A 14,634-nucleotide genomic window follows, 5' to 3' on the forward strand; every position below is an offset into this window, starting at 1 on the left:
TTTTGGTGGAAAAGCGTTCGATCTTGCCTTGGGTTTGCGGGTGGCCGGGGATGGCCGTTCATTTTGGAACGAATGCCGAGGGCTTCGATGACGTGTTCGAAGTGGTTCGGGCCGCCTTTGCCCGCAGCGAAGCGGGTGGTGTAGATCAGGCCGTTGTCGGTCAGGGTTGAGGCGGGTAGCCCGTGGATGCGGGCTGTTTCCAGGAATGTTTCGGTCACGATGGGTGCGGTGACGACCTTGTGCGCGGAGATGTGCAGCAGGAACCGCGAGTGGTCGTCCATCCACGAGATGATCTCCACGGCCGTGCCGTCCGCCAGGTGCCAGTGCGTCATGTCGGACTGCCATGTCTCGTTCGGCACGGCCGCTTCGAACCGTATCCATGACGAACGGGGCCGTTTCCTGGGTTGCGCGATGACCCTGTCAGCGGCGACCACGATGCGGTGCACGGTTGCCCTCGACGGAGGTGTCACGCCTTGGACGATGAGACGGTCCCTGATGGAGTCGGCGCCCGCGTCCCACCCGTCCGCGACGAGCGAGTCGCGCATCGCGATCACCGTCTGTCGCAGCTCATCAGGTATCGCCGATGGCGACGAGCGTGGAGCACGCGAGCGTGGCTCGAGCGCGTCAAGCCCGCCGGCCCGATAGCGCGCGAGGAGTCGATGGACCCACTGGCGTGTGACGCCGAAGCGTCGTGCCGCTTCCGATATCGACAGGCCACCCTCGATGACCGCCACCACGATGACCCGATTCTTGTCCGCGCTCGCCATGACCCATCCTGGCGAGAACCCACCTGTAAACGATGTCTCGAGACATACGTAAACGATGTCCTGAGATCAGACACCACCGTCTCCGCCCCGCGACGACGCATGGAACGGGCGCCGTGGTCATGGACCGCCGCCCGAGCCTGTATAGTTGTGTCTCGGTCCTCACGGACCGTGCGCCCGTAGCTCAACGGATAGAGCATCTGACTACGGATCAGAAGGTTGGGGGTTCGAATCCCTCCGGGCGCGCTTCACACGTAAGGCCCCCGCCCATTGGCGGGGGCCTTCGTCGTTGTCAGGGGCGATCCTTCTCGTGGCTGAGATCGTCTGACCGGTGGTCCGCTAGTGTGGTGCCGGTCCCGCGGAGTGCGGGTGTCCGTATCTCCCAAGGAGCACACCATGGAATTCTTCGAGAACTTCCTCTCGATCCTGCTGTTCACCCTGTGGATCATGGTCGTCGTCGCCTTCTTCGTCGTCCTGTTCCGCGTCATCGGTGACCTGTTCCGCGACCGCTCGCTGGGCGGCTTCGCGAAGACCATCTGGTTCATCGTCGTCATCCTCTTCCCCTTCCTGGGCGTCCTGATCTACCTGATCGCGCGCGGCAAGGGCATGGCCAAGCGCGACGTGGCCGCGATGCAGGCCGCGCACGATGCTCAGGTCGAGTACACCAAGGGTCTGATGGGCGAGGCCGGCGCCGCCGGCGAGATCAAGGCTGCGAAGGAGCTGCTCGACTCGGGCGCGATCACGCAGGCCGAGTTCGACGCCATCAAGGCGAAGGCGCTCGCGAAGTAACTGACGCAACCCGTCCGCTCGGGGCGGCACCAGCGACTGAGTCGCCGGTGCCGCCTCGAGTCGTTTCGTGGGGTGTTACGGGCGGCCGATGCCGTGGGCGGCGTCCGTACGGGGGCCCACCGGGTGACCGTGCTCGTCGAGCGCGATGCGGGTCGCCTCGTCCCCGTCGACGTGGAGCAGGGTGAGGACGCTGTCGCGCCCGCGCGGCTGGAGTCGCACGGTGACGGAGCCCGAGAAGGCTGACCTCAGCGTGCGCACGATGACCTCGACCATGCGGGCGAGGGCGTCGCCGTCGTCGATGACCTCGCCGCGGTCGTCGAGGATTGTTACCGAGACGCCGCGGGCCCGAGCCTCCTCGGTGGCCTCGACGACCTCCGGGAGGGCGAGCGCGCGGCCGCGCACGCCGTCGCGCAAGCGCGCCTCGGTGCGGGCAAACGCGGCACGCTCGTCGTCTGAGAAGGGACCGCCGGCGGAGATCCGTTCGAGGTGCGGCAGGGCAAGTGCGGCGAGCTCCTCCATGCGGGCGCGGCGGATCTCGATGCCGGCATCTGCGGCTGCGGTCTCGGCGGCCGCGGTGAGCGCCCGCTCTCGCAGTGCATCGATCCGCGCGGCGGTGCGCTTGAGCAGGCCCGCGAAGAGCGTGCCCACCAGCAGGATGCCCACATGGTTGGAGCACATCGAGACGCCCGCCATCACGCCGCGATCGGTGGCCGCGGCCCACACCGCCGTCTCGGCGATCATGGCGGCCATGCCGATCCACGCCGCCCACGGGCGGCCGCGGATCGTGAGGAAGAACAGCAGCCACGTATTCGCGCCCAGGTTCCACGTGGCGCGCCCCAGCTCGCCGCCGTCGCGCAGCGTGTCGAAGACCAGCGCGTTCGAGGCCAGCACAATGCCAAGGATCGCGGCCGTGTATCGCCACGGGTAGGGGTAGGGGTGCTTAACGACGATGAGGATCCCGCCCGCCGCCACGAGCGCAAGCGCGTAGGCCGTCTGCCAGGGTCGCTCCGCAAAGCCCACGGTGCCCCACGCGAACGCCGCGTTCGTCACGATGAATAGCAGCATGATGGCGCGGCCCTCGGTGCTCGTGAAGGCGATGAGGCGGGCCGGGTCGATCGGTGCGCGAGTGCTGGGGGAGGTGACCGTCATGAGGGACTCCACGCGAGGGTCACGGTGGTGCCGCGTCCTGGAGCGGATTCCACGCGCGCGCTCCCGTCGGGCACCGCGGCCATGCGTTCCTCGATAGAGATGCGCAGGCCTAGGCGCAGCGGGTCGACGGCGGAGGTGTCGAACCCATGGCCCGTGTCGGCGACCTCCGCCATGACGCCGTCGTGGTCCGCGCGAAGGGTGAGCGTCACCGCGGCATCGACCCCCGCGTGCCGGGCGACGTTGCGTAGCGCCTCCCCGACGGCCTCGACGAGGGCCTCGACTGCATCGGCGGGAACCGTGGGGCAGTCTCCGACCGAGTGGTGAACTGCCACGGGAATGGCACCGTCGGCCGGCACCGAGCGAAGCGCGGCGATGACCTCCGCTGCACCGTAGCCGCCCTCGCGCGCGGATGCGGGCCGGGAAATCTGCTGCACGGCCGCGATGGCCTCGCGAGCAGAGCCGGCAACTTGCGCGGGCGACGCGTCCCGGGAGGCGGTGAGGAGTACCGACATCACGTCGTCATGAACGATCCCGTTGATGCGAGCCTCCTCGCGTTCGCGGGTGCGCCGGGCGGCCTCGATCGACGCGAGCGCGCGGGTGTCGCGAGCGGCGCGGTCCTGGCGGTCGGCCGCCTGGACCGCGGAGAAGGCCATCCCCGTGACGATGGAGCAAAAGAGCACGGAACCCAGGCCGTCCAACCCGGCGTCCAGCAGTGTCCTTTCCGAGGTCTGCAACTGGATGATCGGTACGAGCAGTCCCTGCAGCACCGGGAAGGCCCAGACCCACCGGGTGCGCCACCTCACGCCCGCGAGCGTCGACGCGATCGCGTTGACTCCCTGGAGCCACGGCTCGCCGTCGTTCGCGAGCACGTCGACCTGCATCGCGGGCACCCACAGCACCTGCACCACCAGGAATCCGACGACGGCGACGGTCGCCATCCGGTGGAGCGTCGTGAGGGGCAGGACAAAGGCGGTGGCGCCGATGGCGACCTGGAGCCCGACGACCACAAGCAGCGAGAGGGCTGTGTACCACGGCGCCATTTGCGTCAGGGAGGCGAGAATGCCGCTGGAGCCGGACAGCATCAAGAGCCCGAAGACCGCGGCGGCGATCCCCGTCGCCATGTAGAGCATGCGCTGGACGCGGTCGCGCGCGGAGTGGTCGAGCGTTCCCGTCATTCGAGGATGCCGTCCTCGCGCGCGCGGCGATAGAGGTCCACGCGGGAGGCGGCGGGGCGGCCCACCTCGGAGTACTTGCGCCGAATCCGGATCACGTAGTCGGCGACCGTGGCGCGCGAGATGCCGAGATGCAGCGCCACGGACTGGGCCGTCTCGCCCGCCGCGTACATGGCGAGGACCTCGGCCTCACGGTCCGATAGCCCGGCGTCACCCAGGTCCGCGGCCGCGTCGATGGCTGCCGCCCATTCAGTGGAGAACACCTCACCGCCGTCGGCCGCCGTGCGGATGGCCTCCAGGAGCTGGTCGGGAGGCGCCGACTTGCGCACCAGGCCCAGCGCTCCTGAGCGTGCGGCAGACTGGATCAGCAGGCGGTCCTCGGCCCCGGTGTAGATGAGGACGTGCGCGCCACGCTCCTGCAGCGCCGCGACGTTGGCGGCGGGCGTGGAGCCGTCGGCGAGCCTCAGGTCGAGGACGACGAGATCGATCTGTTCGTCGGGGAGTTCGTCCACGGTTGCGGCCGAGGCCACCAGGTCGATGTCGTCCACCCGCGCCATGAGGTCACGAAAGCCAAGGGCCATCAGCGCATGGTCCTCGACCAACGCGATCCGTCGTGCCTGGTGCAACGCCGCTCCTTCCGATGGGCACACGATAGCGCGGGGTGCCGACACTCGGCCCGGTGCCCACATAAGTGTGGGCTTTACGGCCCCTTGCGTGCCTGCCAGTCTGAGATCGGTGGGGCGGCCTGATGCCATCGCAGGCCGCCCCCCTCACCGCAACGACGTGACGTGGTGGCGGCGACGGTACGCGCTCGGGTAAAAGGGGGAGGGCGCATGTATTGGTCAGGTGAGGAGTGGATGCTCCTTATCACGGGGGTGCTGTTCGCAGCGGCCGCGGCAGCGGGCACGATTCGGTTTGTGACGCTGACGCTCCGCTCACAGTTGACCTTTGCCGTCGGCGCCGCCGCGTTCATCGTCGCGGCCATCGTGTTGGCCCAGCGTGCGGACGTTCTCTACCCGCCCTTCCTGTGGCTGTTCCCCTTGCTGCCGGCAGCGATCCTCGGCGTCATTGTGCGCGACGCGGTCGTGGCACGCCGTGCGGGCGGGCTCGACGGTGCCTCCCAGGCGGGACCGGTCGTCGGCGCCGTGGACGTCAGGCGTTCGTCGGTGATCCCGGTTGCGTCAGCGACGGAGGGCTCGCCGGCGGCTCGCCTGCTGCGCATCAGGGCGGCAGACCCGACCGCGTCGCCGCAGGAACTCGCGCGCATCGCCTATGCGCACTCCGAGATGCGCGCCATCATCGCGGGCAACCCCGCGACACCGGCCAGCCTGCTCGAGTGGCTCGCGTCCGTGGGCGACTCCAACGTCCACGCCGCGATCTCGACGCGGCGTCCCGCGGTCGCCTAGCCCCGCGCAGCACCGCAGCACCGCAGCACCGCAGCACCGCAACCCCGAACCGGGTCAGGCGGTCTCGCCTTCGATGGGCGGTGACGGCACCACTGAGCCGGTGGTGGGCTCGGGGCTCGTGACGATGCACAGCGCCGTGCGGTCCCCGCGCACCCACGAGTCTTCCGACGGCGTCCACGCGATCCACGACCCGCTGGCGGGCACGAGCCCCCGCACGCGCTCGGTGCAGTAGTCCAGCGCCTGCTGCTCGATCGCAGCCGTGCCCGGGTAGACCTCAAGGGGATAGGTCATGGCGGCGATGACCTCACCGCGATGCGGGTCGCGGCATTCGACCACGCTCGCCTCACCCGTCGGCCCGTCGGCGCCGAGATCCTCGAGGCACATGCCGTCAACGACCTGGAGCGCGTGAAGATCGCCGGTGGCGTCGGGATCGGCAGGGGCCGCCTGAGCATCGGCGATGATGAGGCCCACGGACCAGACGAGCCCGGCGAGGATAGCGGCAGCGGCCGCGACGAGGACCCACCTCACCCACAGGGCGACGCCCTGGCGAGGTGTGCCCACTTGCTCGTGCGCGCCCGCCCGCCCACGCTCGCCCGCGCGCCTACGCCCGCCCGCGCGAGACTGCGCACTCGAGCCAGCCACGGCATCGGCCGACGTCACGGGAACCGGAGAGACCGGCGACTCCTGCGCAGGAGGCGGGGGAGCGAACTGATCGCTCATGCGTCGGCGATATCGAGCACGACGGGGACGTGGTCGGAGGCGCCCTTGCCCTTGCGCTCGTCGCGCTGAATCTCGAGCGCAGTGGCGCGTGCCGCGAGCGGCTGCGAACCCCAGATGAAGTCGATGCGCATGCCCTCGTTCTTGGGGAAGCGCAGCTGCTTGTAGTCCCAGAAGGTGTACTTGTTTTCGTCCGGCACAAACCGGCGGCTGAGCTCCTCGTAACCGGCGTCGGCAAGGGAGGCGAGCGCGGCGCGAGACTCGGAGGTCACGTGGGTCTCGGCCTCGGAGTCAGTCTCGGACCAGATGTCCGTCGACAGCGGAGCGACGTTGAAGTCACCGACCAGCGCGGTGGGCTCGTCCGCCCAGTCGCGCGCGGCCTCGCGCAGGGACTCGAGAAACGCGAGCTTGTACGCATAGTGCGGGTCGGCAAGCCCCCGGCCGTTGGGCACGTAGAGGCTCCACACCCGCACGCCGCCGGCGACGGCGCCGATCGCGCGCGCCTCGACCACCGGGTCGCCGGTCTTCGCGAAGCCCGGCTGAGCCGCGAACGACGTCTCGACGTCGCTAAGCCCGACGCGCGACGCGATCGCCACGCCGTTCCACTGGTTGAGTCCGTGAATGGCGAGCTCGTACCCGGCGGCCTCGAAGGCCTCGCGCGGAAACTGCTCGGGCTTGCACTTGATCTCCTGCATCGCGAGGACGTCGGTCTGGGACCTCTCGAGCCAGTCGACCACCCGGTCCACGCGGGCACGGACAGAGTTCACATTCCAGGTCGCAAGGCGCATGCGCCCACGCTACCGCCCCGTTCTGGCGAGAAACGGCCTGTGCCGACTCACCGTAGGCTGGCCCGCATGGCTACCGCATTGATCACCGGAGCGTCGCGCGGCCTGGGCGAGGAGTTCGCCTGGCAGCTCGCCACCGCACGCCACGACGTGGTGCTGGTCGCGCGCGACCGGGACGCGATGAGCGAGATCGCCGACACCATCAGGGGTGCCGCGGGCGTGCAGGTCGAGATACTCGTCGCAGACATCTCCACAGCCAAGGGCCTTAAGGCCGTCGCGACCCGCGTGGCCGACCCCGACCGCCCCATCAGCATGCTGGTCAACAACGCCGGCTATGGCCTGGGTGAGGGGCTGCTCGAGACCACGTGGACGCAGGAGAAGGCGATGCTCGACGTCCTCGTCACGGCCCCGCTGCGCCTGTCCCAGGTGGCCGCCAAGGCCATGTCCGAACGCGGTCACGGAGCGATCGTCAACGTCTCCTCGATCGCCGCCCACCTGGCCAACACCAGTTACGCCGCGCACAAGCGTTGGGTACTCGACTTCACGCAGGCCCTCGCGTCGCAGTTGCACGGCACGGGCGTGACCGCCACCGCCGTGGTCCCCGGCCTGGTGCGCACCCACTTCCACGATGGCGAGAGCCTCGCGCACATGCGCGAGGAGTACCCGGACGCCGCGTGGCTGAGCGCCGAGCAGGTGGTCGAGTCCACCCTCGCCGCGGTGCGCCGCAAGGCCGTTGTGGTGACGCCCTCGGCCCGCTATGCGGTTGCGGGCACGCTCGCGAAGGCGATCCCGTCGTCGCTCACCCGCCGCATGCGGTCCATGCGCGAACGCTGAACCGGGCCACGGCACGGGCCGGCGGTAGGCTGGCCGCCATGACTTCCGGCACCCCTCGCGAGCAGCTGCGCGACCTCATCAAGGAACTCGCCGTCGTGCACGGCCGCATCACCCTGGCCTCCGGCAAGGAGGCCGACTACTACGTCGACCTGCGCCGTATCACCCTTCACCACCGCGCCGCGCCGCTCGTGGGCCACGTGCTGCTCGACCACCTCGAGGTCAGCGGCTTTGGCCCCGCCGACGTCGACGCGGTGGGCGGCCTCACGCTGGGCGCCGACCCGGTCGCGACCAGCCTGCTCCACGCCGCCGCGAGCCGAGGGCTCGACCTCGATGCCTTCGTGGTGCGCAAGGAGAACAAGGCGCACGGCCTGCAGCGCCGCATCGAGGGCCCGGACATCGCGGGTCGCACCGTAGTCGCGGTGGAGGACACCTCCACGACCGGCGGCTCGGTCCTGACCGCGGTCGAGGCCATCCGCGAGGCCGGCGCGACCGTCGCCGCCGTCGCAGTGATCGTCGACCGCGACACCGGCGCGCGCGAGAAGATCGAGGCCGAGGGCCTGCCGTACCTGTCGCTGTTCGGTCTCGAGGACCTCGACCTGGCCTAGGCCTTGGGGCGGCCGATGCGCCACACCCCTTCCGTACACGCCTGACCCTCGGTAGGGTGCGGCCATGTTCGCTCGATTGGCATCGCGACGGTGGGCAGGGCCGGGCCTCGCCGCGATCAGCGGGGTGGTGCTGGTCACCACCGGCTCGATGGCGTGGATGTGGGCGCTCGGCGTGCTGCTCACGCTCGCCGCGATCGCCTGGGGCGGATGGGACGTGTGGCGCGCGGCGCGTCACGGCGACGAGATGCGCGAGTTCGCCGCCACGCACGGCTGGGAGTACCTCCCGCGCACCTACGAGTACAACTCGCGCTTCTGGGCCTACCCGTTCAGCGAGGGCGAGGCGCGCCGTCAGGAGTCGGTCCTGCGAGGGACGTATGACGGCCAGAAGTGCGCGACCTTTTCCCACGTCTTCGAGACTCGCTCGGATAAGGACTCCGCCCCCGTCACGCACGCCTTTCAGGTGACGCTCGCGGAGCTGCCGGTGGCGCTGCCGCGCATCGACATCGTGCCGCAAAACGCGTACCAGCAGGTGCTGAAGGCGCTCGGCGGCAAGGATGTCGAGGTCGAGTCGCACGCGTTCAACGAGCGCTGGCGCGTGCGCGCCACCGACGCGCGCTACGCCCACGCGGTGCTCGACCCCCGCATGGTCGAGCGCCTCACGTGGCTCGACGTCGAGGGCGCCTCGATTCGCATCGAGGGAGCCGCCGTCTACGTCTGGGGCTCCGGGCGGCGCGGCACGGAGGATCTCGCCAAGCGGCTGGGGATTGTGACCGCGATCGCGCGACGGGTGCCCGCCCACGTCATTCGCGAGTACCGCGAACTCGGGTATGGCACGGCCGAGCCCGGCGCACCGCTGAAGGGCCCGGACTGGGCCACGCAGGGTGGTGTGCTGAACTCACGGCGCTACACGGGAATCGGCGTCGAGGACACGGACCCGCCGCGGCGCCAGCCGTTGCCGGGGGCCGACGCGTAGCCCTAGCCCGCTCGCCCCAGCCCTAGCCCGCTCGCCCCCCCACCCCGCTAGCATCGGTGGCGACCCTGAGGGAAGAGGTAGGCACCATGGAGTGGTTCTTCATCGCGCTGGCGGTGCTCGTCGTCATCGCCATCATCTGGGCCATCGGCCAGTACAACGCGCTGGTGCGACTGCGCAACCTGGTGCAGGAGTCGTGGCGCCAGATCGACGTCGAGTTGCAGCGCCGCCACGACCTCATCCCCAACCTCGTCGAGACGGTCAAGGGCTACGCCTCCCACGAGCGCGCGACGCTCGAGGAGGTCACGCAGGCGCGCAGCATCGCCGCGGCCCCCGGCTCGAGCCCCGCCGAGCAGGCGCAGCAGGAGAACGTGCTGACCCAGGCGCTCGGTCGCCTCTTCGCGGTCGCCGAGGCTTACCCCGACCTCAAGGCCAACCAGAACTTCCTGCAGCTCCAGGCCGAGCTCACCAACACCGAGGACCGCGTGGCCGCCGGCCGCCGCTTCTACAACGCCAACGTGCGTGCCATGAACACCAAGATCGAGGTGTTCCCCACCAGCATCATCGCGGGGATGTTCCACTTCACGCGCGAGGAGTACTTCGAGACCGAGGACCCCGCGGCGCGCCAGGCGCCGAACGTCCAGTTCTGAGTTCCCGCTGGTCCCGCATGGGACGCCTGCGGCCGGTGCCACACTGGTCGTCATGACCACGCTCGGCACCCCGTTGTCTGACCACGCCACCCGCGTCCTCCTGCTCGGCGCAGGTGAATTGGGCAAGGAGGTGGCGATCGAGCTCATGCGCCTGGGCGCCGAGGTCATCGCCGCCGACCGCTACGCGCACGCCCCCGCGATGCAGGTCGCGCACTCCTCGCGCGTGCTCGACATGCTCGACCCCGCGGCTCTGCGCGCGCTCATTGCCGAGGTGCGCCCGCATCTGGTGGTGCCCGAGATCGAGACGCTCGCGACCGACGTCCTCGCCGAGGTCGAGGCTGCCGGAGAGGCCACCGTCATCCCCACTGCCCGCGCCACCCGGCTCACCATGGATCGCGAGGGCATCAGGCGCCTCGCGGCCGAGGACCTGGGCCTCACGACGTCCCCCTACCGCTTCGTGGACTCGCTCGAGGAACTCGAGGCCGCGATCGGCGAGCTCGGCACGCCCTGCGTCGTGAAACCCGTGATGTCCTCCTCCGGCAAGGGCCAGTCCGTCGTGAGGGACCCGGCCGATGCCGTGATCGCCTGGGACTACGCCGCCTCCGGGGCGAGGGCCGCGGGGGGCAGGCTGATCGTCGAGGCGTTCATCGACTTCGACTACGAGATCACCCAGCTCACCGTGCGCCACGCGGGCGGCACGACGTTCCTGGACCCGGTGGGGCACGTGCAGGTGGACGGCGACTACCGCGAGTCGTGGCAGCCCCACCCCATGCCGGAGGCGACCATGAGGCGTGCGCGCGAGGTGGCCGGCGCCGTCACCGAGGCGCTGGGCGGCTACGGGGTGTTCGGCGTCGAGCTGTTCGTGCGCGGCGGCGAGGTGATCTTCAACGAGGTGTCGCCGCGTCCCCACGACACGGGACTGGTGACGCTCGCGAGCCAGCGGCTGTCGGAGTTCGCCCTGCATGCACGCGCGATCCTGGGTGTGCCGCTGCCAGCCGAGATCGATGCGGTGCCGGCCGCGTCCTGCGCGGTCCTGGCCGAGGGCGCGGGCGTGCCCGTGATCTCCGGCGTCGCCGCCGCGCTCGCGGTGGAGGAGTCCGACCTGCGCCTGTTCGGAAAGCCGCGCGTCGACGGCCGCCGACGCATCGCCGTCACAGTGGCGCGTGGTGGCTCGGTGGGTCAGGCGCGCGAGCGCGCTCGAGAGGCCGCTGCCGCCCTGACGGTGGAGCTCGCGTGAGTGAGCCGGCCACGGCATCGGCCGTACCCGCGACCGACCGCGCCTCAGACGAGGCCCCCGAGCACGGCGTAGGGCCGTGGCCCGGCGGCGAGGCGGCCTGGCCCGCGGGCGACCACTTCGACCCCGAGCTGCTGCGCGAGGGCGACCGCCGCAATGTGGTGGATCGCTACCGGTACTGGCGACACGAGGCGATCGTCGCCGACCTCGACGCCCTGCGCCATCCGTTTCACGTGGCGATCGAGAACTGGCAGCACGACTTCAACATCGGCTCGGTGGTGCGCACCGCCAACGCGTTCGCCGCGCGCGGCGTCCACATCGTCGGCAACCGCCGCTGGAATCGCCGCGGCGCGATGGTGACCGACCGTTATCAGCACGTCATGCACCACTCGACGGTCGACGAGTTCGTCGCGTGGGCCCACGGCGAGGGCCTTTCCGTGATCGGCATCGACAACCTGCCTGGATCGGTGCCGCTCGAGACGTTCGCGCTCCCGCGCGAGTGCGTGTTGGTCTTCGGACAGGAATCCGTGGGGCTCACCGAGGAGGTACGACGGGCGGCCGATGCGACCCTCGCCATCGCGCAATACGGCTCCACCCGCTCCATCAACGCGGGGGCCGCGGCCGCCATCGCCATGCACGCGTGGGTGGGCCAGCATGGAGACATCGCCGCGGGCCACGCGGGCTGAGCCGCGCGGGCTCGACTACCCGGGAGGAACACATGACCGACGTCGCCGACGACGACCTCGAGCCCTACGAGAAGCTCCACCGCGATGGGTCCCTGTGGGCCCGCGGCCAGCTTTACGAGGGAGCCGAGCACGGGTACTGGGAGTTTTTCCGCAAGGACGGGACGCTCATGCGCTCGGGATCCTTCGACCGCGGCGCCCAGGTGGGCGAGTGGACCACGTACGACAAGGCGGGGGCGCCCTACAAGGTGACGGACATGGGCGGCGCGTAGCGGTTTTCTTCTTCAGCGCGCCGGACTAGAGTTTTCGGTATGCCGAAAACTCTGCGCCCGACGACCGCCGCGACAGCGGGCGGTCGTGCGGGTGCCCTCGCGGCTGTCCTCGCGCTCGCGGGGTGCGCCGCGGATCTCGAGGCGACCACGGCATCGGCCGATGACGATCGCCCCCTGGTGCTGACGACCTTCACCGTGCTCGCGGACATGGCGCACAACGTCGCGGGCGACGACCTGCGGGTGGAGTCGATCACCAAGGTGGGCGCCGAGATTCACGGGTATGAGCCCACGCCGCTCGACATCGCGAAGGCCTCCGAGGCGGACCTCATCCTCGACAACGGTCTCGGTCTGGAGGCGTGGTTCGCGCAGTTCGTCGAGTCGGTCGAGGCGCCGCATGTGGTGGTCTCGGAGGGTGTTGAGCCCATCGCGATCGCCGGCGACGCGTACGACGGCCTGCCCAATCCTCACGCCTGGATGAGTCCGCACGTCGCGCAGGGCTACGTGGGCGCGATGATCGACGCGTTCACCGAGCTCGACCCCGACAACGCCGCCGATTACGCGCGCCGGGGGGCCGATTACCAGGAGGAACTGAGGGCGGTCGCGGACGAGCTCGAGGTGGACCTTGAGGTGGTGCCCGAGGACCAGCGCGTCCTCGTGACGTGCGAGGGGGCGTTCTCGTACCTCGCGCGCGACGCGGGACTCGAGGAGATCTACCTGTGGCCCGTCAACGCCGAGCAGCAGGCGACCCCGCAGCAGATCGCGGGCGCGATCGAGGAGGTCGAGGCCCGCGCGGTGCCGGCGGTGTTCTGCGAGTCCACCGTCTCCGACAAGGCGATGCTCCAGGTGGCCGAGGCGACCGGGGCGACCCTCGCCGGCACGCTCTACGTCGACTCGCTGTCGGAGGCCGACGGGGCCGTGCCCACCTACCTCGACCTGCTGCGCTATGACGCCGAGACGATCGTCGCGGGCCTCACGGGAGGCGCCTCGTGAGCGCGCTCGGCCCAGGGGGAGCACCCGCGCTCGAGATCACCGACCTCACGGTGAGGTACGGCGACGTGGTCGCGCTCGACGGCTGCTCGCTGTCGGTGGCGCCCGGCCGCGTGACGGGGCTGATCGGCATGAACGGCTCGGGAAAGTCCACCCTCTTCAAGGCGGTGATGGGGGCGGTCAAGGCCGATGCCGGCACTGTCACGGTCGTGGGCGGCTCACCCGCGGCGGCCCGGGCCGCGGCGCGCGTGGCGTACGTGCCGCAGAGCGAGGACATCGACCTCGACTTCCCCGTCTCGGTGCGCGACGTCGTCACGATGGGCCGCTACGGGCACCTGGGGCCCATGCGCCGGGCGCGCGCGGCCGACCGCGCCGCCGTCGACGAGGCGCTCGCGCGCGTGGAGCTGACGGACCTCGCCGACCGGCAGATTGGCCAGCTCTCTGGGGGGCAGCGCAAGCGCGCCTTCGTGGCACGGGCGATCGCGCAGGACGCCGCGCTGCTGCTGCTCGACGAGCCCTTCGCGGGGGTCGACAAGCGCTCGGAGGCCACCATCGTGCGGCTGCTGCGCTCCCTCGCTCACGACGGCCGCGCCGTGCTCGTCTCGACCCACGATCTCCACGCCCTCCCCGCGCTCGCGGACGAGGCGGCGCTGCTGCTTCACCGCATCCTCTTTCACGGCGCGGTGTCCGAGGCGCTGCGGCCAGAGAACCTGGTGCGCGCCTTCGGCGTCGATGTGACGGGGGAGGGCGCATGAGCCTCGTCGATCTGATCCTCGAGCCCCTTCAATACGACTTCATGGTGCGCGCGCTGCTGGTGACGGCGATCGCCGCGGTGGTGGGCGCGGTGCTGTCCTGCTGGCTGGTGCTGATCGGCTGGTCGCTCATGGGCGACGCGGTCTCGCATGCGGTGCTGCCCGGCATCGTGCTGGCGTATGTGTTCGGGCTGCCGTTCGCCATCGGGGCGCTGGTGTTTGGGCTGGTCGCGGTGGGGCTCATCGGGGCCGTGAGTGGCACGAGCCGCGTGAAGGAGGACGCCGCGATCGGCATCGTCTTCACGACACTGTTCGCGTTGGGTCTGGTCCTGGTGTCGGTGGTACCGAGCCAGGTGGACCTCTCGCACATCCTGTTCGGAAACATCCTCGGCGTGAGCGCGTCGGACGTGGTGCAGGTGGGCGTGCTCGCGGCGATCGCGCTCGCGGTGCTGGTGATCAAGCGCCGCGACCTGGTGCTCTACGCATTTGATCCCCTGCACGCGCGCGCCCTGGGACTGTCGCCTCGGCGCCTCGCGACGCTGCTGCTGGTCCTGCTCGCGGTGGTCGCCGTGGTGGGGCTGCAGGTGGTGGGCGTGGTGCTGGTGGTGGCGCTGCTCATCATCCCCGGGGCGACGGCGCACCTGCTCACGGACCGCTTCTCGCGCATGCTGCTGATCGCCCCGGTGATGTCGTCACTATGCTCGGTGGCGGGCATCTATCTGAGCTATTGGCTGAACGCGTCCTCCGGGGGACTCGTGGTGGTGGTGCAGGGAGTGGTGTTCGCGCTGGTCTATCTGCTCAGTCCGCGCCACGGGCTGGTACGCCGATGGCGCCGCACGCGTACGGTGCCCGTCTAGGCGAAGGA

Annotated in this window: 18 protein-coding genes and 1 tRNA gene; 13 read left to right on the forward strand and 6 right to left on the reverse strand. The window is 70.2% G+C overall.

Features of this window, described 5'->3' with window-relative positions:
- The coding region (locus B7K20_RS09810; protein ID WP_159449385.1) for a helix-turn-helix domain-containing protein at positions 1-737 on the reverse strand (737 nt) is incomplete at its 3' end.
- Positions 738-937: 200 nt separating this feature from the next.
- Here B7K20_RS09810 and B7K20_RS09815 point away from each other — a divergent pair.
- Positions 938-1,010, forward strand: a tRNA-Arg gene (locus B7K20_RS09815).
- A gap of 150 nt (positions 1,011-1,160) precedes the next feature.
- Positions 1,161-1,553 (forward strand): SHOCT domain-containing protein, encoded by a 393-nt coding sequence (locus tag B7K20_RS09820; protein WP_084102351.1) that lies wholly within the window; start codon positions 1,161-1,163, stop codon positions 1,551-1,553.
- Positions 1,554-1,628: 75 nt separating this feature from the next.
- Here the strand turns inward: B7K20_RS09820 and B7K20_RS09825 are convergent, their stop codons facing one another.
- Genes B7K20_RS09825 through B7K20_RS09835 form a run of 3 tightly spaced genes read right to left on the reverse strand, consistent with a single transcriptional unit; the run spans position 1,629 to position 4,500 of the window.
- The gene (locus tag B7K20_RS09825) at positions 1,629-2,702 is read right to left on the reverse strand and encodes a hypothetical protein (RefSeq protein ID WP_084102352.1); all 1,074 of its coding nucleotides are present in this window, start codon (positions 2,700-2,702) and stop codon (positions 1,629-1,631) included.
- Complete coding sequence (locus tag B7K20_RS09830; protein ID WP_084102353.1) at positions 2,699-3,877, reverse strand: sensor histidine kinase; 1,179 nt, start codon at positions 3,875-3,877, stop codon at positions 2,699-2,701. The genes B7K20_RS09825 and B7K20_RS09830 overlap by 4 nt, the downstream gene beginning before the upstream one ends.
- The gene (locus B7K20_RS09835; protein WP_234985796.1) at positions 3,874-4,500 is read right to left on the reverse strand and encodes a response regulator transcription factor; all 627 of its coding nucleotides are present in this window, start codon (positions 4,498-4,500) and stop codon (positions 3,874-3,876) included. The genes B7K20_RS09830 and B7K20_RS09835 overlap by 4 nt, the downstream gene beginning before the upstream one ends.
- Before the next feature lie 207 nt (positions 4,501-4,707).
- Between B7K20_RS09835 and B7K20_RS09840 the strand changes: the two genes are divergently transcribed.
- Positions 4,708-5,280 carry a hypothetical protein gene (locus B7K20_RS09840; protein ID WP_144018628.1) on the forward strand — a complete coding sequence of 191 codons (573 nt, stop codon included), beginning with the start codon at positions 4,708-4,710 and terminating at the stop codon, positions 5,278-5,280.
- Positions 5,281-5,334: 54 nt separating this feature from the next.
- Here B7K20_RS09840 and B7K20_RS09845 read toward each other — a convergent pair whose 3' ends face one another.
- Positions 5,335-6,000: a septum formation family protein gene (locus B7K20_RS09845; RefSeq protein WP_144018629.1), complete on the reverse strand. Its 666-nt coding sequence runs from the start codon at positions 5,998-6,000 to the stop codon at positions 5,335-5,337.
- The gene (locus B7K20_RS09850; RefSeq protein ID WP_084102357.1) at positions 5,997-6,785 is read right to left on the reverse strand and encodes an exodeoxyribonuclease III; all 789 of its coding nucleotides are present in this window, start codon (positions 6,783-6,785) and stop codon (positions 5,997-5,999) included. Before B7K20_RS09850 ends, B7K20_RS09845 begins: the two co-directional genes overlap by 4 nt.
- Before the next feature lie 66 nt (positions 6,786-6,851).
- On the opposite strand from B7K20_RS09850, the gene B7K20_RS09855 reads away from it, so the two are divergent.
- The 10 genes from B7K20_RS09855 to B7K20_RS09900 all read left to right on the forward strand — a co-directional run bounded on the left by B7K20_RS09855 (position 6,852) and on the right by B7K20_RS09900 (position 14,626).
- A complete protein-coding gene (locus tag B7K20_RS09855) occupies positions 6,852-7,616 on the forward strand; it encodes an SDR family oxidoreductase (protein WP_084102358.1) in 765 nt (254 codons plus the stop codon).
- 38 nt (positions 7,617-7,654) lie between these two features.
- Positions 7,655-8,221, forward strand: coding sequence for an orotate phosphoribosyltransferase (gene pyrE / locus B7K20_RS09860; RefSeq protein ID WP_084102359.1), 567 nt, complete (start codon positions 7,655-7,657; stop codon positions 8,219-8,221).
- A gap of 64 nt (positions 8,222-8,285) precedes the next feature.
- The gene (locus tag B7K20_RS09865; RefSeq protein WP_144018630.1) at positions 8,286-9,194 is read left to right on the forward strand and encodes a DUF3137 domain-containing protein; all 909 of its coding nucleotides are present in this window, start codon (positions 8,286-8,288) and stop codon (positions 9,192-9,194) included.
- A gap of 86 nt (positions 9,195-9,280) precedes the next feature.
- Positions 9,281-9,841, forward strand: a complete 561-nt coding sequence (locus tag B7K20_RS09870) for a LemA family protein (protein ID WP_084102361.1) — start codon at positions 9,281-9,283, stop codon at positions 9,839-9,841.
- 52 nt (positions 9,842-9,893) lie between these two features.
- Positions 9,894-11,078, forward strand: coding sequence for a formate-dependent phosphoribosylglycinamide formyltransferase (purT, locus tag B7K20_RS09875; protein WP_084102362.1), 1,185 nt, complete (start codon positions 9,894-9,896; stop codon positions 11,076-11,078).
- Positions 11,075-11,761: a TrmH family RNA methyltransferase gene (locus B7K20_RS09880; RefSeq protein ID WP_084102363.1), complete on the forward strand. Its 687-nt coding sequence runs from the start codon at positions 11,075-11,077 to the stop codon at positions 11,759-11,761. Before purT ends, B7K20_RS09880 begins: the two co-directional genes overlap by 4 nt.
- A gap of 32 nt (positions 11,762-11,793) precedes the next feature.
- The gene (locus B7K20_RS09885; RefSeq protein ID WP_084102364.1) at positions 11,794-12,030 is read left to right on the forward strand and encodes a toxin-antitoxin system YwqK family antitoxin; all 237 of its coding nucleotides are present in this window, start codon (positions 11,794-11,796) and stop codon (positions 12,028-12,030) included.
- Between the two features lie 39 nt (positions 12,031-12,069).
- Complete coding sequence (locus B7K20_RS09890) at positions 12,070-13,020, forward strand: metal ABC transporter substrate-binding protein (protein WP_084102365.1); 951 nt, start codon at positions 12,070-12,072, stop codon at positions 13,018-13,020.
- Complete coding sequence (locus B7K20_RS09895; RefSeq protein ID WP_084102366.1) at positions 13,017-13,772, forward strand: metal ABC transporter ATP-binding protein; 756 nt, start codon at positions 13,017-13,019, stop codon at positions 13,770-13,772. The genes B7K20_RS09890 and B7K20_RS09895 overlap by 4 nt, the downstream gene beginning before the upstream one ends.
- Positions 13,769-14,626, forward strand: coding sequence for a metal ABC transporter permease (locus tag B7K20_RS09900; RefSeq protein WP_084102367.1), 858 nt, complete (start codon positions 13,769-13,771; stop codon positions 14,624-14,626). The genes B7K20_RS09895 and B7K20_RS09900 overlap by 4 nt, the downstream gene beginning before the upstream one ends.
- Positions 14,627-14,634: the final 8 nt, after the last annotated feature.

The organism is Demequina sp. NBRC 110051 (assembly GCF_002090055.1).
Taxonomy (GTDB): Bacteria; Actinomycetota; Actinomycetes; order Actinomycetales; family Demequinaceae; genus Demequina.

Bases quoted from the DNA above. Each gene is read 5' to 3' on its own strand.
- B7K20_RS09870 (WP_084102361.1), top strand. From the start codon at position 9,281: ATGGAGTGGTTCTTCATCGCGCTGGCGGTGCTCGTCGTCATCGCCATC.
- B7K20_RS09820 (WP_084102351.1), top strand. From the start codon at position 1,161: ATGGAATTCTTCGAGAACTTCCTCTCGATCCTGCTGTTCACCCTGTGG.
- B7K20_RS09885 (WP_084102364.1), top strand. From the start codon at position 11,794: ATGACCGACGTCGCCGACGACGACCTCGAGCCCTACGAGAAGCTCCAC.
- B7K20_RS09900 (WP_084102367.1), top strand. From the start codon at position 13,769: ATGAGCCTCGTCGATCTGATCCTCGAGCCCCTTCAATACGACTTCATG.
- B7K20_RS09865 (WP_144018630.1), top strand. From the start codon at position 8,286: ATGTTCGCTCGATTGGCATCGCGACGGTGGGCAGGGCCGGGCCTCGCC.
- B7K20_RS09850 (WP_084102357.1), bottom strand. From the start codon at position 6,785: ATGCGCCTTGCGACCTGGAATGTGAACTCTGTCCGTGCCCGCGTGGAC.
- B7K20_RS09845 (WP_144018629.1), bottom strand. From the start codon at position 6,000: ATGAGCGATCAGTTCGCTCCCCCGCCTCCTGCGCAGGAGTCGCCGGTC.
- B7K20_RS09825 (WP_084102352.1), bottom strand. From the start codon at position 2,702: ATGACGGTCACCTCCCCCAGCACTCGCGCACCGATCGACCCGGCCCGC.
- B7K20_RS09890 (WP_084102365.1), top strand. From the start codon at position 12,070: ATGCCGAAAACTCTGCGCCCGACGACCGCCGCGACAGCGGGCGGTCGT.
- B7K20_RS09830 (WP_084102353.1), bottom strand. From the start codon at position 3,877: ATGACGGGAACGCTCGACCACTCCGCGCGCGACCGCGTCCAGCGCATG.
- B7K20_RS09855 (WP_084102358.1), top strand. From the start codon at position 6,852: ATGGCTACCGCATTGATCACCGGAGCGTCGCGCGGCCTGGGCGAGGAG.
- purT (WP_084102362.1), top strand. From the start codon at position 9,894: ATGACCACGCTCGGCACCCCGTTGTCTGACCACGCCACCCGCGTCCTC.
- pyrE (WP_084102359.1), top strand. From the start codon at position 7,655: ATGACTTCCGGCACCCCTCGCGAGCAGCTGCGCGACCTCATCAAGGAA.
- B7K20_RS09840 (WP_144018628.1), top strand. From the start codon at position 4,708: ATGTATTGGTCAGGTGAGGAGTGGATGCTCCTTATCACGGGGGTGCTG.